A 20277-nucleotide genomic window follows, 5' to 3' on the forward strand; every position below is an offset into this window, starting at 1 on the left:
CGCAAATCATTCGAATAGGCTTTCATGTGCAAAAGATACACCCAAACCCATACACCATCCTGAGAACCGCTCTAGTTGGTTTAATACCGAGCTGCAAGGGAGAAGTTACTGAGTGCTCCCGTGTAATTACCAGTCGAGCTGGATTCCGGGATGGCAAACCGCTGCGCCGGGCCGGTGTTCTATCTTTGGTATGGCCAACACATTCAGGGCCCTTATTTCCCATGCCTGCTTCCTACGAAAACCTGCTTTACGATCTAGACGCCACCAGTGGCATTCTCACCATCACCATTAACCGGCCCAGCAAGCTCAATGCGCTGAACGCGGCCACCATCGACGAAATCGCTGCGGCCATGCAGCAGGCGCTCGACGAGCCGACGGTGCGCGGCATTATCGTGACCGGCAGCGGCGAAAAAGCCTTCGTAGCCGGAGCAGACATTGCTGAGCTGGCGGCCCTCACGCCCGCGCAGGCCGCCCGCGCGGCCGAGCGCGGCCAGGAAGCCTTCTGCCGAATCGAGGAAAGCACTAAGCCAGTGGTGGCCGCCGTGAACGGCTTCGCGCTGGGGGGGGGCTGCGAGCTGGCCATGGCCTGCCACATGCGCGTGGCGGCCGACAACGCCCGCTTTGGCCAGCCTGAAGTGAACCTGGGCCTGCTGCCGGGCTACGGTGGCACTCAGCGGCTGCCGCAGCTTATCGGCAAAGGCAAGGCCATTGAACTGCTACTCACGGCCGACCAAGTGAAGGCCGACGAGGCCCTGCGCCTGGGCTTGGTCAACCATGTGGTGCCGCAGGCCGAGCTGCTGCCGTTTTGCCACCAGTTGCTCAGCAAAATTTTGGGTAAGGCGCCCTTGGCCGTAGGCATGGTGCTGGACTGCGTGAACGCGCACTACGTGAAGGATGCCAACGGCTACGCCATAGAGGTGAAAGCATTTGGCCAGGCCTTCGCAAGCGACGACTTCAAGGAAGGCACGCAGGCGTTTATCGAAAAGCGGGCGGCCGTTTTCCGAGGAAAATGAATTCAATTAAAAATTAAAAATGGAGAATTAAAAATTAAAAGGAAAAGAGGAGCCGTCGACTGGTTGGGAAGGCATTTTTAATTCTCCATTTTTAATTCATTCTGGATGAGTATTTTTAAGAAGCTAGCCTCGCAAACGGCTGTGTACGGGGTCAGCAGCATCGTGGGCCGGGTGCTCACCTATTTGCTGGTGCCGATATACACCAGCGCGTTTGCGGCAGCAGAGTACGGCGTGGTTACGGCGCTCTATGCCTACGTGTCGTTTCTGAACGTGGTGTTCACCTACGGCATGGAGACCACGTTTTTTCGCTTTGCCAACCAGCCGGGAGCCAACCGCCGCGAATTGTACGACCGGGTGCTTAGCCTGCTGCTGCTGAGTACGGCCGGGCTCACCGCTGGAATGGTGCTGCTGGCCCGCCCGCTGCTGGGGCTGGTAGATATTCCGCCGGAACACGAAAGATATGCCGAATGGGTAGCGCTCATTCTGGGGCTGGACGCGCTGACGGCCATTCCATTTGCCCGGCTGCGGCTGGAGAACCAAGCGCGCAAGTTCGCCGGCATCAAGTTGGCCGGCATCGTAGCCAACGTGGGGCTGAACCTGTTCTTTATCGTGCTGTGCCCAGCCGTGACCCGCGGCCAGCTGCCCGCCGTACAGCCTTTGGTGGCGCGCGTGTACGACCCCACGATGGGCGTAGGCTATATTTTCCTGTCGAACCTGTTCGCCAGCGGCCTCACGCTGCTGCTGCTGTGGCGCGAGCTGCTCGGCTTTCGCTTCCGGCTGGACCTGGCCTTCCTGCGCCCGCTGCTCGGCTACGCGTATCCGCTGATGCTAATGGGCCTGGCGGGTATGGTGAACGAAACGCTCGACCGCATTCTGCTGCCCAAGTGGCTGCCGGCTAATTTTTACCCCGGCCAGAGCAGTCTGACGGCCGTGGGTATTTACGGCGCTTGCTACAAGCTGAGCATCTTTATGTCGCTGGTGATTCAGGCGTTTCGCTACGCGGCCGAGCCATTCTTCTTTGCCCAAGGAACGGAAAAGAATTCGCCCGCCACGTTTGCCTTAATTCTAAAATGGTTCACGCTGTGCTGCGCCATTATCTTCGTGGCAATCAGCTTAAACGTGGAAGACATCGGGCCATTATTTCTGAAGCGGCCCGAGTATTTGCAGGGCTTGGTGGTGGTGCCCATTCTGCTGCTGGCCAACCTGTTTCTAGGCGTTTACTACAACTTATCGGTCTGGTTTAAGCTGACGAATAAAACGTACTACGGCACCTACATCGGGGCTGGCGGGGCGGTGCTCACCGTTGGCCTCAACTTCGTTCTGATCCCGCTGCTGGGCTACCTGGGCTGCGCCATTGCCACACTGGCCTGCTACTTCACGATGGCCGTGCTGTGCTGGCGGCTGGGCGAACGACACTTTCCGGTGCCCTACCCAGCTTTGCGGCTGGGGCTGTGGCTGCTGGGCGCCTCGGGGCTGGTAGCGCTGGGCTGGCACCTGCCCGTGGCCGGGTGGTGGGCCCGCCATGCCTGGCACGCGGGCCTCACGGGGGAGTTTCTGCTCGCGCTGTACCTGGTAGAGCGGCCCCGGCGGGCGGTGGCGTAAGCCGCGAGTACTAACAGTTTCTCGTCGCGCCAGCGTCAAAGCCCCCCAAAGCCAGCGGTAGCTAGGGCTGAGCCGGGGCCGCCCGCAGCTCCCAAACCTGGAAGTCGCCCACGCGGGTTACTTCCCGGGCCAGGTACGGCTGCAGGCGGGGGTCGCGCAGGGTGGTGGAGTCGTCCGAGTACAAGTAGCGGGCCCCGCGGGTCACACATTCGGCCACGTACGGCTGGCCCGCGGATCTTTTTTCCAGCAACTGTTCCGGGCGGTCAAAGCCGAAGCCCTTCTTGTGCAAGAAGTAAAAATATTCGCAGCCGGAATCATCAGGGCCCACCAGGCACAGCGCGGCCGGGGGCGTGACGGCTTCCAGCGCGGCCCGGGTAGCGGGGTTGAACAGCTCGGGGGCAATGGCCGGGCCGCCCTTCAGCCAACGGTTCCACCCTATGCGTATAAATGCCCACCCGGGCTGCACCAACAACAGGGCCAGGAACAGCCCGTGGGCCCGCGGAAACCGGCGTAGCCAGGCCGCCCCCCACACCCCCAGCAGCAGCAGCACGGGTAGCAGCGGCAGCATGTAGTAGGTGTGGGCCTGCATCTGGTGCAGCTCGATGAGGTAATAGGCCAGTAAGGCTCCGGCCCAGGCCACGCCCGGCAGAAACCACGCGTGGTGGGTTGGAGCATGGCGCAGCAGCCGCCACAGCCCCACGAGCAGCAGCCCCAAACCGCCGTAACCCAACAGCAGTTCCGGCCAGTCCGACACCAGGTTGCGTTTGATAATGGCCAAGGCCGTGGCGACGTCGGTGGCAGACCGAATCTCAAGGCCAAAATCGGCCAGACCGGAAGCTTTAATAAGATTTATGGCGTAAGCGTACCAGGCCAGCGGCACCCCTACGGCCACGAGGGCGTAGGCCGCCAACCCGGCCAGCGCCGGCCAGGACAGGCGGCCTTGCAGCAAATCACGGACTACAAAGACGGCAATGGGAACGCCCACCACCAGGAACTGGAGCTTGGTGAGGCCGCCCAGCGTAACCGCCAGCAGGCTTAGGAGCAATAAGCCTGAATGCCGACTTTCGCGCCAGCGTACAAACCAAAGTAAGCCCGCCACCGAAGCCGTTAGAGCCAGCACATCGGGTAAGGCATTAATGCCGTGGTAGTACATTTCCGGGCTCCAGGCCAAGCACCAGGCGCCCACCGCCCCGAGCCAGTCGGCCCCGCTCACTCGCCGCACCAACTGGTAGAAAGCCAGCACCCCAGCCATATAAATCAGCCAATTGATGAGGCGAGGCAGGCTTTCGTGAAACCCCAGCAGGTGGTAGCTCCCCGCCACCAGCCACTCGTAGGACGGAAACTGCATGCCCGTGATCCCGTTGGTGGTATTGCGCCGGTCTACGCGCGGCTCCAGAATGTTCATGCCTTCGTCGTAGAAATTACGCGCGACGGCCATGGTGTTGCATTGCCGCCAGACGTGAATGCCGGCCGGCGGCAGCCGGAAGAAGGGGGCGTGCAGCAAGAAGTTTAAGCCCAACAGTAACGGCCAGAACCACCGGGGCAGCGGCCCCGCAGTCAGCTTTTCAACAATAGTCATGCAATCGCAAACGAGTAAGTCAGGGCCGTAAAGGTATGGTTTGTTCCAACGGCCGGGGGAGTTAGAGCAGCGCGCCGCTAAGGTTCTCACCCGGCGAAGAAAGCAGGCAGCCTTTTACTGGCGGCGGGGCTTACTCGGGCAATTCCGCCGGTCCCTATCTTTGCGCGCCCTTCCCGCCCTTCGTTATGCACATTCCCGTTCTTAACCGCTCGCGCCACCCGCTGCCGGAATACCAGACGGCCCACGCGGCGGGCCTTGACCTGCGAGCTAACCTGGATGCGCCCGTAACGCTCGGGCCGCTGGAGCGAGCCCTGATTCCGACTGGCCTAAGCCTGGAGATTCCGGTCGGCTACGAAGCCCAGGTACGGCCGCGCAGCGGGCTGGCCGTGAAGCATGGGATTGGCATAGTGAATAGCCCCGGCACCATCGACGCCGATTACCGCGGGGAAGTGCGGGTGCTGCTCATTAACTTATCCAATGAGCCGTTCGTGGTGAACGACGGCGAACGCATTGCGCAGCTGGTGGTTGCCAGGCACGAAACCATTTCCTGGCAGCCCGTTGAGACATTAAGCGCAACCCAACGCGGCGCGGGCGGGTATGGAAGCACGGGGCAGAGTTAGTTATTAACTGCTGGTTGCTACTTGTCGGGGTTCAGCCGGGAACCGTCATCCAAACTCAAACAGCTAACCATCAGCCCCGCCCCCATCAATCAGCCACCACTTACTAGCTACCAACAATAATTATAACCCACCCAGCAACATGAAAATAATCGTCCCGATGGCCGGCATGGGCAAGCGCATGCGCCCCCACACGCTCACCGTTCCCAAACCCTTGATTCCAATTGCGGGCAAGCCCATCGTGCAGCGCCTCGTGGAGGACATCGCCAAGGTGTGCGGCGAGTCGGTCGACGAGGTGGCCTTTATCATTGGTCGCTTCGGCGAGGCAGTGGAGAAAAGCCTGGTGAAAATTGCCGAATCCGTGGGGGCGCGGGGGACCATCGTGTATCAGGACGAGCCGCTGGGCACGGCCCACGCTATTCTGTGCGCCAAAGAATCGTTGACGGGGCCGCTGGTGGTGGCTTTTGCCGATACCTTGTTCAAGGCTGACTTTACGCTGGACTCGTCGGTGCCCGGCACCATCTGGGTGCAGCAGGTGGAGGACCCCCGGCCTTTCGGCGTGGTAAAGCTGAACGAGCAGGGCCAGATTACCGAGTTTGTGGAGAAGCCCCAGGACTTTGTGTCGGACCTGGCCATCATTGGTATCTACTATTTCCAGGACGGCGAGTATCTGCGCAAGGAGCTGCAGTACCTGCTCGACAACGACATCAAGGACAAAGGCGAGTACCAGCTCACCAATGCCCTGGAAAACATGAAAAACAAAGGCACAGTGTTCGTACCCGGCCGCGTGACCGAATGGCTGGACTGCGGAAATAAAGACGCTACGGTGTTCACCAACCAGCGCTACCTGGAGTACCTGCGGGAGCGCGGCGAGTCGCTGGTAGCCGAATCGGCCACCATCACCAACTCGGTGCTGCTGGAACCAGTGTACGTCGGCGAAAACGCGGTAATTACGGATTCGGTCGTGGGCCCGCACGTGTCGTTGGGCGCCCACGCCAACGTGCGCGACTCCCGCCTGTCTAACTCCATCGTGCAGCAGTCGGCTTCGGTACTTAACGCGGTCATCACTAATTCGATGATTGGGAACTTCGCCACCGTAGCCGGCACGCCCGACGACCTGAGCCTGGGCGATTATAATCAGCTGCGGGTGTGACGTTTTAAGACGGAAATGCGTTACTAGCGACGCGGCTTTCTGGTGGAGGCCGCGTCGTTGGGCATTATTACCCGTATTTTCGTGAGCCGGGTTGAGGGTTCGGTTCTATTGTATATGCGTCAAGTTGTTCTTATTCTGCTATTTTGGCTGGGGCTGACGGCCCTGAGCTACGCTCAGCCCACGGATGGTACCCCCATGCCCCCCGCCAAAATGACCCGTAAAGAAAAGCGGGCCCTGGAAAAAGAGCAGCGCGATTGGGACCGGGAGCAGATCAGCACCATCATCCGGCGCGGGGGACCGCGGACGTCGACGCTGGCGCAGCTCTCGGAGCGCGAGCGCGAGCAGAGCGAGGCGCTGTTTGTGGAAGGAGTGAAGTACGTGCTGCTGGAAGACTACAACAAGGCCCTGGAGCGCTTGCTGAAATCTTACCTGATGAACCCCAATAATGCCGCCGTCAATTACAAAATAGCCGAAGCCAACCTACTGAGTGGCAACTTGCGCGACGCCACCAACTACGCCGAGGCAGCCGTCCGGCTCGACCCCCGAAACGCGTATTACTACCTGCTGCTCGCCCAGATTCAGGCCAGCCAGAAGCAGTACGACGCCGCCACGAGAACCTACGCGGCCCTGATTAAGCAGGTGCCCAACTCGGGTGGCTACCTGTTCAATCTAGCCGATCTGTATTTGGCGCAGAACAAGCTGCCCGAGGCCCTGAATACGCTGGATCAGGCCGAAAAAGAGTTCGGGCAGGTAGATGAAATCTCCTTCAAGAAGCAGCAGATCTACTTAAAGCAAAACAAGCTGGACCTGGCCTTGGCCGAAGGTGACAAGCTCATCAGGGCCAACCCCACCGAAAGCCGCTACGTGCTGGCCCAGGCCGAGATGTACGCCAGCAACAACCGCCTGCCCGACGCCCTGCGCGTGGCCCAGCAAGCCCTGCGCCTCGACCCCGGCAACCCGCAGGGCCACATGATCATGGCCGAAGTCTACCGGCAGCAAAGCCAGCCCGACGAAGCGGCCCAGCAGCTTAAGCTGGCCTTCGCCAGCCCGACACTCGGCATCGATGAGCGGGTGCGCGTTTTGATGGGCTACATCACGCAACTGCCCAGCCCTAAGGAGTCGGTAAACCAACTGGCCCGCGACCTGGCGGCCGCTACGATTAAAACCCACCCTAAGGAGGCCAAGTCCTACGCCATGGCCGGCGACATTCACCATCGGACGGCCCACAAGAAGGAAGCACGCAACGCCTATCTACAGGCCCTGCGCTACGACAATTCCAAGTTCCAGCTCTGGCAGCAGGTGGTGCTGATCGACGCCGAGCTGAACCAGACTGACTCGCTGCTTACCCACACCGACCGGGCGCTGGAGCTGTTCCCGAACCAGTCGTTGCTCTGGTTTTACAACGGGGTGGCGCACTTGCTGAGAAAGGAGCCCCAGAAGGGCATCAAGGCCCTGGAGCACGGCCGCAAGCTGGTAATAAACAACCCCGAGTCGCTGGGGCAGTTCGACGCGCAGCTGGGCGACGCCTACCACGAGTTGCGCGAATACGAAAAATCCGATGCGGCCTACGAATCGGCGCTGACTAACGACCCTGGTAACGTGCAGGTGCTAAACAACTACAGCTACTTCTTATCGCTGCGGGGCGAGAAGCTGGAAAAGGCCAAGCAGATGTCGGGCAAGGTGATCAAGCAATTTCCCGACAACGACACCTACCTCGACACTTACGCGTGGGTGCTGTATAAGATGAAAGATTACACCGGCGCCAAAGCCGCGCTCGAAAAAGCCCTGCAAACTACCAAAGACGCCTCCGTGATCGAGCATTACGGCGACGTGTTGTTCCAGCTCGGCGAAAAAGAAAAGGCCGTAGCGGAATGGCAGCGGGCCCGCAAAATGGGCATCGCTTCCGACCTGCTGGAGCGCAAGCTGAAAGACCGGAAATTGTATGAATAAACTCACTTTGCTGCTGGCCCTGGGGCTGCTGCTAGGCAGTTGCCACCGCAAGGCGGTGCCCACAACCACATCGGCCAACGGGCCGGGCACGTCGGTGTCGATGCCCGGTTTTAAAAGGCTGGAGCCCGCGCTGCCCTCAATGCGGGCCGTTAATACCACGTTCATCTTTCTTAATGCCAAGGGCAAGGCGCAAATCAACCTCAAGGGCAACAAGCAGGGAGCCAACCTGGCCCTGCGCGTGCGCCGCGACAGCATCATTTGGGTGTCGGCCTCGCTGGTCGGCGTAGAGGGCGTACGGGCCGTGCTCACCCACGACTCGGTACGCGTGCTGAACCGACTAGAAAAAACATATTTTTCGGGCGACTACAAGTACCTGAGTAAGCTGTTGAACGTGCCCGTAAGCTTTGCGCAAATGCAGGCCCTGCTGCTGGGCGATTACCTGCCTGCACCAGCCGGCACCACCCCCACCATGGCCACCGAAGAGGGGGGCCGCCAGCGCGTAAGCTACCCCTTGGGCGAGGTGGTGGTTGAGCGGCTGCTGCAAGCCGGCACCGGCCGGGTGCAGCAGCTAAAGGTGAGCGATGAAGCCACCAAGCGCAATCTCACCGTAGATTACACCGACTTCCAACCGTTGGAAGGACCGGGAGACTTGGTGTTCGCGCACGCCATGCTCATCCAGGCCCAGCAACCGTCGTCGGGCGTAACGACGGCCGCTATTAACTTCAGCAAAGTGAATGCCGGGCGCGAGCGCCTGGCTTTTCCCTTTAGTGTGCCGAAGGGCTATAAGCGGCAGAAATAAGTAGTGGTTTTGAATGGCGCACCTTGAATAAGCGAGGACGAACGGTAAGCAATACATCCAACGCCTGGGGGCAGCCCCTCGCGGGGCTAGCCCGCGGGTGGCTGCTGCTGGGCCTGCTGGCTTTGGGGCTGGCAATGCCGGCGGCCGCGCAGCAGCGCAAGAAGCAGCCGGCCCGGACCACCAAAAACACTAGGCCCGGTCCTCGGGGCAACGGCAAGCCGCCCAGAAGGAGCGTCCGCGCAGCCAACGTTAAAAGCAAGGCCCAACTGGAGCGTGAGCGCCTGGCGAATCTGCAGCGAATTCAGGAAACCAGCCAGGCTCTCGACCAAACCCAGGAAAAGAAGAAGGTGAGCCTGGGCCAGCTCCACGTCATCAAGGAGAAGCTGACGCAGAAACAGCAGGTAATCGAAGGTATTTCGACCCAGTTGCGGGGCATCGAAACCAACGTGCACCAAACGGCTACGCAGGTGCTGCAAACTCAGAAAACCCTGCGCCAGCTAAAAGCCGAGTACGCCCGGATGGTCTACACGGCTTCTAAAACGGCCAATGGCTTCAACCGGCTGATGTTTTTGTTCGCGGCGGAATCCTTCAACCAGTTCGCGCTGCGACTGCGCTACATCCGGCAGTACACTGAGGAGCGGCAGCGGCAGGCGGCCCGCATTATGGGGACGCAGTCGCGGCTCCACCAGCAGCTGTCGGGCCTCACCCAGCAGCAGCGCCGCAAAAGCAGCCTGCTCAACAACCAGCTGATCGAGAACAAGAACCTGCTAACCCTGAAATTTAAGGAAGACGAGATGGTGCAGCAGCTCAGCCAGCAAGAGCAGGGCCTGCGGCAGGAGCTGGAAGAGCGTCGCCAGGCCGTGAGCCGCCTCGATAACCTGATTGCCGAGCGGGTGCGGGAGGAGATGGTCCGCGCCGCCCGGGCAGCGCGCCTCGCGGCCCGCCGCCAAGCCGCGCTGGCCGCCCGCCGGGCGTCCCGCGGGTCGGCCCCCGTCCGCCCGCGCCGCGACCCCGAAGTAGCGAGCAACGACCCCGACGACGCTACCGCAGCCCCCGAAAGCGACGCTCCCGAAACGGCGGCCGAAACCGCCGCCGACCGCCGGGCCGTGCGCATCGCCCTTACTCCGGAAACGGCGGTGCTCTCGTCGTCGTTCTCCGGCAACCGGGGGCGCCTGCCCTGGCCCGTGAGCCGGGGCTTCATCACCCAGCGCTTTGGCCGGCACCCGCACCCGGTGCTGAAAAACGTGACCGTCGAAAATCGCGGCATTGACATTCAGACCGACGCCGGGGAACCGGTCCGGGCCTGCTTCGATGGCAAGGTGCTCACCATCGCCACCATCGCCGGCATGAACAACATCGTCATGATTCAGCACGGCGACTTCTTTACCGTGTACGCCAAGCTACGGGGGGTGAGTGTGCAGGAAGGCCAGCACGTAAGCGCCCGCGAAGTGATTGGCACCGTCGCCACCAATGCCGAGGGCACCTCGGAAGTGCAGTTTCAGGTGTGGCACAACTCGGCTAACCTGAACCCGCAAAACTGGTTGAGGCGCCGGTAGTCCCCTTGGCGGGACGCCCGCTGGCCCGCCCCGAAAAGCCATCCGCAGCCCTTCCGCTGCTTCAGTTGGCTGCTGGCGCCCCCACCACTCCTAAACCAGAAGCAGCTCTTATCAAGCGGCCGGCCACCAACGACTAGCCGAGCCAAGGCACTGACCCGTAAAAACACAAAAAAACCCCGACCAAAGGTGGGGGTCTTTCTGAGCTATGAAAACAAACTTAGTTTCCAGCGGAAGGGGCTACTAGCTGCTTCCGCCGATAACCGAATCAAAGGTGGCACTTTCTGTAACGGTGCCGCCCGATATTTCGGCGAATCAAAGAATTGGACCGGTGAACATTCATTTTATGAGGCTACAGAGCAAGTTCTTGCCGGCGGCCCCGCTAAACCAGAATCAGGCGCCCCAGTAGCCCGGCTCGGTAGGAGCTGCCGATGGGCACCCGCATGGGAGCCCGAACCAGGCTGCCTTCGCGTACGCCGTCGAGCAAAGCCATGTCGGCTTCAATGGCCACGATGCGGTCGAGGCGCACGATGTACTTGCGGTGCACGCGGGCAAAGTCGCGCCCGGGCAGCTTCGTTTCCAGGTCCTTCATCGTTCCGTACACGGTGAACCGCTCCCGGATGGTGTGCAGGTTGACGTAGTCGCCCAGGGCTTCGACGTATTGCAGGTCGGCCGTGGCAATGCGCACTAGCCGCTGATCCTGCTTGACAAAGATTTCCTTGCGGGAGGTGTTGTACAGGGCCTCGCCCGAATTATTGGCCATGCGCAGGATGCCATTTAGCTTCTGGCGTTCGTCTTCAAGCTGAAGGCGGGTGCGGCGCAGCTCGAGGTGGGCCATTACTTGCCGGGCTAAAATGCGCAAGGCCTCGCGCTGGTCGGTGGTCAGCTCCCGCGGCACGGTGTCGAGGGCGCACAGAACCCCCAGGGGCTTGCCTTCGTGGGCAACAAGCGGCGCGCCGGCGTAGAAGCGGATGTTGGAGTCGCCGGTCACCAGCGGGTGTTCGGCGAAGCGGGCGTCGACGGTGGCGTCGGCCACTTCGTACACGTCGGGGGCCTGCATAGCGTATTGGCAGAAGGCGTACTCGCGCGACCCCTGCGTTACTTCCAGGCCCACTTGGGCTTTAAACCACTGCCGCTCCCCATCAACCAAACACAGCAGTGCCATCGGAGTGTCGCAAACGATGGCGGCTAACTGGGCCAGATCGTTAAATACCTGTTCCGGGTCAGTATCGAGTATATTGTAGCTCTGCAGCACTTCTAAGCGCTCCTCTTCGTTCGCTTGATGGGAGGCAGAATCATCGGGAGTAGTGCGCTTGAGTGATTTCACGACGTATGAAGAATAAAAAGTCTCGCAGTTGGATCAATTATAAGTAAGTACGCTCAGAAGGAAACGCTTAGCAAAGCTAAACCTCTACCCAGAAATTTCATGGCTCATCTTGCTTAACCTCAGTTACCACTCGGTTAAAAGCATCAATCCATCTGCAAAACCGCATCTTCCGCGCTCAGAAGTTACTATCGGGTATCTTTACCACTCCAAAAAGCATTCCCCTGCGTATCTTTTCATTTTATCACCCTGATCGGGCCCCCGCCCCCACCTACTTATGCTTAATTCCTTATTTCTAATTGGCAGCTTCGGCACTACCGAGATGCTGCTTATTCTATTCGTCATCATCCTGTTGTTCGGGGCCAAGCGAATCCCGGAGTTGTTCAGAGGCATGGGCCAAGGCGTACGCGAGTTTAAGGACGCTACCAAGCAGCCCGAGCAGCCGCAGTACCGCGACCAGCCAGCTGCCCCCAGCCCGCCCCCTTACCAGCAGCAGGGATATGCCCCGCAAGGCGGAGCGTCGCAGCCAGGCTATGCCCAGCCCACGCCCCCCGTTTTCAACCCGAACGATCCGAACAATCAGCCGCGTCAATAAGCACTCTTCTCAGCCATGCAACCTCTCATTCTCTTCCTGGGCGATATCGGCGGCTCCGAGCTGATGCTGATCATGGTCGTCATCCTGGTTTTCTTTGGGGCCAATAAAATTCCTGAGTTGGCGCGGGGCTTAGGCAAAGGCATCCGCGAGTTCAAGGACGCCAGCAGCGAAATCCGCCGCGAGTTCGAGCAGGCCGACCAGCCTCAGCCCCCGCGGCCGGGCGGTTACGGCACTCCAAACCACTACCCGGGGCAGGACCCATACTCCGCCCCGGCACCCGCGGCTCCGGCTGCGGAAAGCGGCTCCGGATTCGACCCGTGGGCAGCCCCTGCCACGGCCTCGATACCCTCGCCGGCAACTTCCGGCCCGCCGTCGGAGCAGAATGCCGACGAGCCCGCCGCTCCCGTGGCGCCTTCCTTGCCGCCCAACCGCGCACCCGAAGGCACCCAACCCCGGCAGCCCTACATTCCGGCCTCCTCCACGCCTAACGCCTGATTGGTCACCTAATTTGCAAACAGCTTGAAGCGCTTTCATTCTCTATCCGAAGTTCGTAACGAGCTGATGGCAGGCACCACAACCTGCCGTCAGCTCGTTGAGTATTACCTGGGCAACATCGAGCGCCAGCAGCACCTCAACGCTTTTCTCGAAGTGTGGGCCGACGAAGCCCGGGCCCAAGCCGAGGCCGTAGATGCCAAGCTGGCCGCCGGCACTGCCGGCCCCCTCGCGGGCATGGTCGTCGGCCTCAAAGACGTGCTGGCCTACGCCGGCCACTCGCTGCAAAGCAGCAGCCGGATGCTCGACGGCTTCAAGTCGCTCTTCACCGGCACGGCCGTGCAGCGCCTGCTCGATGCGGACGCCATTCTTATCGGCCGCCAGAACTGCGACGAGTTTGCCATGGGGGGCTCCAACGAAACGTCTTATTTCGGACCGGCCCGCAACGCGGCCGACCCCAGCCGGGTGCCGGGCGGCTCGTCGGGCGGCTCGGCGGTGGCGGTGCAGGCCGATATGTGCCTGGCGTCGATTGGCTCCGACACGGGCGGCTCAGTGCGTCAGCCCGCCGCGTTTTGCGGGGTTGTTGGCTTCAAGCCCACGTATTCGCGCATCTCCCGCTACGGCCTGGTGGCGTTTGCCTCGTCGTTCGACCAGATTGGCCCTATCACCCGCTCGGTGCAGGACGCCGCTCTGCTTCTCGAGATCATGGCGGGCCCCGATGGGATGGACAGCACGGCCAGCCAGCGCGAGGTGCCCAAGTACAGTGAGCAGCTCACTCCCGCCGCCCACTACCGCATCGGCTACATTGCCGATGCCATCGATAACGAAGGCCTGAACCCGGAAATCAAAGACGCGATGGCCACGCAGCTGGACCTGTTGCGCGACCAAGGCCACTTGGTAGAGGCCGTGGAGTTCCCGTACCTGGACTTTATGATTCCGACCTACTACATTCTCACTACCGCCGAAGCGAGCTCCAACCTGGGCCGCTTCGATGGCGTGAAGTACGGCTACCGCGCCCCGGATGCAACGGACCTGGAATCGCTCTATAAAAAGAGCCGGGCTCAGGGCTTCGGGGCCGAAGTGCAGCGGCGCATTCTGCTCGGAACCTTCGTGCTCAGCGCCAACTACTACGATGCGTACTACACCAAAGCCCAGCGGGTACGCCGGCTGATTAAGGACAAAACCGACGAGCTGCTGCGGCAATACGATTTCCTGGTGCTGCCCACCACCCCCACCACCGCCTTCAAAATCGGTGAAAAGCAGGACCCGGTTTCCATGTACCTGGCCGACATTTTTACCGTGCAGGCATCGCTGGCCGGAGTGCCCGCCATTTCGGTCCCGGTAGGGGAAGATGCGGCCGGCCTGCCCATTGGCTTGCAAGTAATGGCCGGGGCTTTCCGCGAGGCGGAGCTGCTGGCCTTTGCCAACGTACTGACAGAAAAAGTACTGGCTTAAGAAAAAGCGTAGCCCTAAACCGGTAAGGCCATCCTGTCCCACATCGCACGGCAGGATGGCCTTACCGGTTTAGGGCCTTTATCATATTCAGAATCGGCTAGACGGCCAGATCGGTTAAGGCAGCGGCGGGCGCGATATATATTACAGTATAAGATAGCCTGCGCTTGTTTTCTGCTGATTTGAAGGGCTTCCCGGCGTTCTCATGCATGAAGAAAGTGGAAAGGGGCATCGGTCGGGCCGGCATTTGATGGGCGCCCCGGTCTTCTCATCCACCCGCAAGGTAAAGGCCAGCCTTGTCGGGGCCCGAGCTTCACCTAGAGCCTTTTCCTCATCCGTGTACCCGCCGTCAGGCTCCCCTCTCCTGGGGAGAGGGGTTAGGGGTGAGGTTTTCCCGCTTGCGCTTGGTACACGGAACTGAAAACTGCTATAAAATGCCGGGTTAAGCCTCACGCGGCGTTCTGACCCGGAATTGCCACGATTCTGAATCCGGTGCTGAAACATTACCCGTATTAATTCGTTTTGAGCAGAATTCAAATTTTATCTCTACAAGTTGTTTATCTATGCCCTATCTTAGTGCTATGAAGCAAGGGATTAAGCAGGCAAAAACTGATTGGCGCAGCCGTCTATGGATGGCGCTCGGGCTGCCTTGGCTGCTGTTGCAAACAACCCAGACCAAGGCCCAAGGGGTACCGCAACCGGACCCCGTTGGCGGGGTGAAAGCCACGATGCCGGCCCTGCTGGGCGACACCGTGCGGGTACGGCTCGAGCCGCAGCCCGACTCGCTGGCGGCCGTACCCCTGGGCCCGGCTGCAATTGATTCGGCCCGGCTGGAGTGGCTGCGTACTCCACCCACCATCCGCGACTTGGTGTGCGACCGCTTGGGCTGCATCGAGACCGATGCCCCCCGCCAGTTCAACAATGCCGTATTGGCTTATATAAACCTATTCACGACCAGCAAACGCGGCTACATGCAACGGGTGCTGGAGCGGGAGGGCCTGTACTTTCCACTCTTTGAGAAATACCTGACCCAGTACAACCTGCCCACCGACTTAAAGTACCTGGCCGTGGTAGAATCGGCCCTGATCCCGACCGCTAAGTCGCCGGTGGGCGCCACCGGCCTCTGGCAATTCATGGGCCCCACGGCGGGCGACCTGCGCCTGAAGCGCGATGAGTGGATAGACGAGCGAATGGCGCCCGAAAAAGCCACGGAGGCCGCTTGCAAGCACCTGCGCTACCTCTACGGGGTGTTTCACGACTGGGAACTGGTGCTGGCGGCCTACAACTGGGGCGCGGGCAGCGTGCAACGGGTAATGCGCCGCACCGGCAAGAAAACCTTTTGGGAGCTCTATCCCTACATGCCCGCCGAGACGCGCAACTACGTGCCCACGTTCACGGCCATCATGTACACCATGAAGTACGCCGAAGCCCACGGCCTTCGTACCAATAACCTGAACTATCAGTACGCCGAGGCCCTGGACACGCTGGGCCTGCGGGGCCAGGCATTCGACCTGCGCCGCCTGAGCCGGGCCTGTGGCTATCAGGACTCGCTGTATCTCACCCGCTTCAACCCGGAGCTGCGGCGGGCGGCGCTACCGGCGGGCTACCGTTCTTACGTCGTGCGGTTTCCCGCCGCGGCGGCCGAGCACTTGGGTGACGTCGACCGGGCTACGCTACTCGATTACTGCCAGCCCGTGGCTGCGCTGCCGCAACCCCTGGTGGCGTTGCCGCCCCGCTTGGCGGGCGTGGAGCCTTGGGCCAACGAGCCCCTGCTGGCCGCTACGCAAGGGCCCCGAACGCGCGACGAAGCCAACGGCCCCCGCTTCCGCCGGGTACCGCACCGAGTACGGCGGGGCGAAACCCTGGCCAGCCTAGCCGAGCGGTATGAAGTCAGCCAAAAACAGTTGCGCCGCTGGAATGAGCTCGCCAAAGGCCAGCCCCTCAAACCGGGTAGGCAGTTGGTAGTTTTTGTGCCCCTACCCGACGCGGCTCCCCGCTCCACGCCTGAGCCCGCCTCGGCCATGCCCGTTCCCGAAGTGATTGCCACGGCCACCCAGCCCGCTAGGGTAACTCCATCGGCCGACGAAGTGGCCCGCCAGGCCCAGGCCGAGGCTAATGCCCGCGAAATGGCGCGAATGCAGGAAGTAACCCGCCAGGAAAAGTTGCAGGAAGCCCGCTTAGCAGCCATTCGGCAGCGGCAGGCAATTCAGCAAGCGGCGGCGGAAGGGCAGGCCCGGGCCGCCGCCCGCCGGCTCGCCCAGGCTGCGGCAGCCGAGGCCAAGTTAGCGGAAGCCAAGCAGGCTGAAACCAAGCCAGTTGCCGCGCCGACTCCCGAAGTAGCCATCGACGTAGCCCCCGCGCCAACCCGGGACGACAAGACGCCCTACACCGTGCGCAAGGGCGATTACCTCACCAAGCTAGCCCGGGAGCATGACGTGAGCGTGGCCCAGGTGGTGGCGTGGAACAGCCTGGAATCGGAGCAGGTAGTACCCGGCCAGCTACTCGTATTCAGCGCCCCTGCTGATGCCGGAGCCGCCCCGGAAAAGCGCCACCAGCCAGCCGCCCGTCCGACCCTGGCCCGGAACACTGAAAAATCCGCTGGTTTGGACAAGCCGGGTGGACCGGCGAAAGTGCACCTGGTGCAGCCCGGCGATACGCTCTTCAACATTTCGCGCCGCTTTGGAGTAAGCGTGGGAGTGCTGCGCGAAATAAACCACCTCACTTCCGACGATGTGAAGCTCGGGCAGAAGCTGCTGGTGCCGCAAGGATAGTTTTAACAGTAAGATGCGCGAAACGGCCCCGCGCCGGCCCGTTACCGAGCCGCTGCGGGGCCGTTTCGCGCGCAACCCAACGATGAGGGTTAATTTCGGCGGAATAAACCGGACCCTGGCGAGCTCAAACCGGCTCGCTGCTCCGCCCTCGTTTTTGCTCAGACTTCCCAATGCTCAAAATAAATAAACAGGACGCCCTCAACTACCACTCCCAGGACCCCGCCGGCAAAATCGAAGTGGTGCCGACCAAGCCAGTCAGTACGCAGCTCGACCTGGCGCTGGCTTACTCGCCGGGCGTCGCCGAGCCCTGCAAGGAAATTGCCGCCAACCCCGACGACGTGTACAAGTACACCGCGAAGGGCAACCTGGTGGCCGTTATCAGCAATGGCACAGCGGTGCTGGGGCTGGGTAACATCGGCCCGGCGGCCTCCAAGCCGGTAATGGAAGGCAAGGGCGTGTTGTTCAAGAAGTTTGCCGGTATTGATTGTTTCGATATCGAAATTGATGCTACTGACCCGGATGAGTTTATCCGCATCGTGAAGGCGCTCGAGCCCACGTTCGGCGGCATCAACCTGGAAGACATCAAGGCCCCGGAGTGCTTTCGCATTGAAACCGAGCTGCGGGAAAAAATGAACATCCCGCTGATGCACGACGACCAGCACGGCACGGCCATCATTACGTCGGCCGCGCTGCTGAACGGGCTGGAAATCGTGAACAAAAAAATCGACGAAATCAAGGTGGTGGTGAGCGGCGCCGGGGCGGCGGCGGTATCGTGCCTGCGGCTGTACCTGGCACTGGGCCTCAAGAAGGAAAACGTGGTGGTGTTCGACAAGGACGGCATCATTAACGCCGAGCGAACCAACCTGGCCCCGATTCAGATGCAGTTTGCCACCACCCGCGACATCACGACCCTGGACCAAGCCATGCAGGGGGCCGACGTGTTTCTGGGATTGTCGGCCGCCAACGTGCTGCCGGCCGGCCTGCTCCTGCACATGGCGCCCAACCCCATCGTGTTTGCCCTGGCGAACCCCGACCCCGAGGTGAGCTACCAGCTGGCCATGGCCACGCGCGACGACCTCATTATGGCGACCGGTCGCTCCGACCACCCCAACCAGGTGAACAACGTGCTGGGCTTCCCGTACATTTTTCGGGGCGCCCTCGACGTGCGCGCCACCGAAATCAATGAGGCCATGAAGCTGGCGGCCGTACACGCCCTGGCCCAGCTGAGCAAGGAGCCGGTGCCCGAAATGGTGAATAAAGCCTACGGCGACAACACGCTGACTTTCGGGCGAACCTATCTCATTCCCAAGCCGCTCGACCCGCGCCTCATCACCACCGTTAGCCCGGCGGTGGCCAAGGCCGCCATGGCGAGCGGCGTAGCGCGCCTGCCCATCGATGACTGGAGCGCCTACGAAGACCAGCTCCGCGCCCGCCTCGGCGTGAACCAGAAGCTGATGAACCGCATCACCTCGGCCGCCCGGGCCAACCCCAAGCGCGTGGTGTTCGCCGAAGCCGACAACTATAAAATCCTCAAAGCCGCCCAGATCCTGCGCGATGAGGGCATTGCCACCCCCATTCTGCTGGGCCCGCCGGAGAAGATCCAGGCCATTGCCCGCGAGAACAGCCTCGACCTGGAAGGCTGTGAAATCATCAACATCCTGACCCAGGACGCTAAGCGCGACGAGTACGCCGCCATACTCTACCAGAAGCGCCAGCGCCGGGGCATGACCCTGTACGAAGGCCGCCGCCTGATGCGGGAGCGTAATTATTACGCCGCCATGATGGTGGAAACGGGCGAGGCCGACGCCTGCATTACCGGCCTGACGAAGGACTACGGTAAGAGCATCATTCCCTCGCTGCGCGTGGTGGGCACGGAAGAGGGCGTGCGGCGGGTCGCCTCGATGTACATCATCCAGCACAAGAAAGGGCCGTTCTTTTTTGCCGACACCACGGTGAACATCGACCCCACGGCCGAGGAAATGGTGGAGATTATCGGGCTCACGGCGCGGACCGTGCGCTTCTTCGACACCGAGCCGCGCATGGCCGTCATCAGCTACTCCAACTTCGGCTCCAACGCCGGGGCGCTGCCCGAAAAGACCCGGCGGGCCACGGAACTGGCCAAGGCTCGCTTCCCCAACTTACTGATTGATGGTGAGATGCAGGCTAACGTGGCCCTGAGTCCGCGGCTGCTCCAGGAGCACTACGACTTCAGCCCCCTGGCGGAGAAGGGCGCCAACACGTTGATTTTTCCCAACGTGGAATCGGGCAACATTGCCTACAAAGTACTCCAGGAAATTGGGGGAGCGGAGGTTATCGGGCCCATCCTGATGGGGATGCGCAAGCCCGTACACATCCTGCAGCTCGGGGCCTCGGTGCGCGAGATCGTAAACATCGCCGCCATTGCCGTAGTAGACGCGCAGTTGGGCAGCAAGGCGCTATAGGCTCAGCTTACTGGCTGGCGTAAACCGTTGTCGGAGCCACGCGCGCCAAGCCATCCGGTGAGGGGCAGGGACTTGGCCAAACGGGCCGGACATCCTGCCCAACGCCAGCGAGTATCCTACTTGCTTTTAGCTCGCGGCAGCTTCTTTTCTTTATTTCACCCAATACTTTTAAGGTAAAAGCCAGCAACTTTGGGGAGCAAAAAGCCGGCCCCCGTGTTGGTTGGCCACTGAAGAGCTTCTTTCTTTTTTCTCTCCCCGAACGCATATGATTGCTTACCTCGACGGTAAACTCGCTTATAAGGACGCCACTCAGGCCATTATGGACCTGGGTGGGGTGGGCTACGAAGTCCGCATCTCGCTGGCCACGTATTCCAAGCTGCCCGAAGAAGGCGCGACGACAAAAATTTACACCTACCAGCACATTAAGGAAGATGGGCACACGCTCTATGGCTTCCTCGACCCCAACGAGAAAGCCTTGTTCATGCTCCTGATTGGGGTGTCGGGCATTGGGCCAGGCACGGGCATTGTAATGGTGAGCAGCATGAGCGTGGGCGAAATCCGGGAAGCCATCGTGAGCGAAAACGTGCGCGCGATTCAAAGCATCAAGGGCGTGGGGCCGAAAACTGCCCAGCGTGTGATTCTGGAGCTCAAGGACAAGCTGCGCAAGGACGAGCTGCTGGCCAAAGCCGGGGTCGATACCGTGCCCCTGGCGCGCCAACACAATACCCGGCGCTCCGAAGCGTTGCAAGCCTTGGTAACCTTGGGCTTCGCGCGCGCCGCCGCCGAGAAAAACCTGGATCAGATCCAGCAAAAACATGGCGGAGACCTGAGCGTGGAGGATTTGATTAAATTTGCTTTGAAGTCGCACTGAGTCGCGACGTAATTTTTTGCCTACGCACCCCACACGGGTTGTCGCCCGGAGTAGTCAGCACTAAG

Annotated in this window: 15 protein-coding genes; 13 read left to right on the forward strand and 2 right to left on the reverse strand. The window is 61.1% G+C overall.

Annotated features, from left to right (window positions below):
- Positions 1 to 221 precede the first annotated feature (221 nt).
- Together IC235_RS19480 and IC235_RS19485 are read left to right on the forward strand one after the other, a co-directional pair.
- Complete coding sequence (locus tag IC235_RS19480; RefSeq protein WP_191006885.1) at positions 222 to 1013, forward strand: enoyl-CoA hydratase/isomerase family protein; 792 nt, start codon at positions 222 to 224, stop codon at positions 1011 to 1013.
- A gap of 105 nt (positions 1014 to 1118) precedes the next feature.
- Entirely contained in the window at positions 1119 to 2615 is a 1497-nt protein-coding gene (locus tag IC235_RS19485) for a lipopolysaccharide biosynthesis protein (RefSeq protein WP_191006886.1), read from the forward strand.
- A gap of 61 nt (positions 2616 to 2676) precedes the next feature.
- On the opposite strand, the gene IC235_RS19490 is transcribed toward IC235_RS19485, so the two are convergent.
- Positions 2677 to 4194 (reverse strand): ArnT family glycosyltransferase, encoded by a 1518-nt coding sequence (locus tag IC235_RS19490; RefSeq protein ID WP_191006887.1) that lies wholly within the window; start codon positions 4192 to 4194, stop codon positions 2677 to 2679.
- A gap of 185 nt (positions 4195 to 4379) precedes the next feature.
- Between IC235_RS19490 and dut the strand changes: the two genes are divergently transcribed.
- The 5 genes from dut (at position 4380) to IC235_RS19515 (ending at position 10269) form a co-directional block, all read left to right on the forward strand.
- Entirely contained in the window at positions 4380 to 4814 is a 435-nt protein-coding gene (gene dut, locus IC235_RS19495) for a dUTP diphosphatase (protein ID WP_191006888.1), read from the forward strand.
- A 139-nt stretch (positions 4815 to 4953) separates the two neighbouring features.
- Positions 4954 to 5964 carry a sugar phosphate nucleotidyltransferase gene (locus IC235_RS19500; RefSeq protein WP_191006889.1) on the forward strand — a complete coding sequence of 337 codons (1011 nt, stop codon included), beginning with the start codon at positions 4954 to 4956 and terminating at the stop codon, positions 5962 to 5964.
- Between the two features lie 114 nt (positions 5965 to 6078).
- Entirely contained in the window at positions 6079 to 7914 is a 1836-nt protein-coding gene (locus IC235_RS19505) for a tetratricopeptide repeat protein (RefSeq protein ID WP_191006890.1), read from the forward strand.
- A complete protein-coding gene (locus IC235_RS19510) occupies positions 7907 to 8713 on the forward strand; it encodes a DUF4292 domain-containing protein (RefSeq protein ID WP_191006891.1) in 807 nt (268 codons plus the stop codon). Before IC235_RS19505 ends, IC235_RS19510 begins: the two co-directional genes overlap by 8 nt.
- A gap of 23 nt (positions 8714 to 8736) precedes the next feature.
- Complete coding sequence (locus tag IC235_RS19515) at positions 8737 to 10269, forward strand: murein hydrolase activator EnvC family protein (RefSeq protein WP_223847426.1); 1533 nt, start codon at positions 8737 to 8739, stop codon at positions 10267 to 10269.
- Between the two features lie 379 nt (positions 10270 to 10648).
- Here the strand turns inward: IC235_RS19515 and IC235_RS19520 are convergent, their stop codons facing one another.
- A complete protein-coding gene (locus tag IC235_RS19520) occupies positions 10649 to 11593 on the reverse strand; it encodes a LytTR family transcriptional regulator DNA-binding domain-containing protein (protein ID WP_191006892.1) in 945 nt (314 codons plus the stop codon).
- A 274-nt stretch (positions 11594 to 11867) separates the two neighbouring features.
- On the opposite strand from IC235_RS19520, the gene tatA (IC235_RS22700) reads away from it, so the two are divergent.
- The 6 genes from tatA (IC235_RS22700) (at position 11868) to ruvA (ending at position 20212) form a co-directional block, all read left to right on the forward strand.
- On the forward strand, positions 11868 to 12185 hold the full coding sequence (tatA, locus tag IC235_RS22700) for a twin-arginine translocase TatA/TatE family subunit (RefSeq protein WP_191006893.1): 318 nt from the start codon (positions 11868 to 11870) through the stop codon (positions 12183 to 12185).
- A 15-nt stretch (positions 12186 to 12200) separates the two neighbouring features.
- Positions 12201 to 12680, forward strand: a complete 480-nt coding sequence (tatA, locus tag IC235_RS22705; RefSeq protein ID WP_191006894.1) for a Sec-independent protein translocase subunit TatA/TatB — start codon at positions 12201 to 12203, stop codon at positions 12678 to 12680.
- A 24-nt stretch (positions 12681 to 12704) separates the two neighbouring features.
- Positions 12705 to 14132: an Asp-tRNA(Asn)/Glu-tRNA(Gln) amidotransferase subunit GatA gene (gatA, locus tag IC235_RS19535; protein ID WP_191006895.1), complete on the forward strand. Its 1428-nt coding sequence runs from the start codon at positions 12705 to 12707 to the stop codon at positions 14130 to 14132.
- A gap of 578 nt (positions 14133 to 14710) precedes the next feature.
- Positions 14711 to 16900, forward strand: coding sequence for a LysM peptidoglycan-binding domain-containing protein (locus tag IC235_RS19540; RefSeq protein ID WP_191006896.1), 2190 nt, complete (start codon positions 14711 to 14713; stop codon positions 16898 to 16900).
- Positions 16901 to 17070: 170 nt separating this feature from the next.
- The gene (locus IC235_RS19545) at positions 17071 to 19341 is read left to right on the forward strand and encodes an NADP-dependent malic enzyme (RefSeq protein WP_191006897.1); all 2271 of its coding nucleotides are present in this window, start codon (positions 17071 to 17073) and stop codon (positions 19339 to 19341) included.
- Positions 19342 to 19606: 265 nt separating this feature from the next.
- Complete coding sequence (gene ruvA / locus IC235_RS19550; protein WP_191006898.1) at positions 19607 to 20212, forward strand: Holliday junction branch migration protein RuvA; 606 nt, start codon at positions 19607 to 19609, stop codon at positions 20210 to 20212.
- The last annotated feature ends 65 nt before the right edge of the window (positions 20213 to 20277 follow it).

The sequence above is a fragment of the Hymenobacter montanus genome (assembly GCF_014699115.1).
In the GTDB taxonomy this organism is placed as follows: Bacteria; Bacteroidota; Bacteroidia; order Cytophagales; family Hymenobacteraceae; genus Hymenobacter; species Hymenobacter montanus.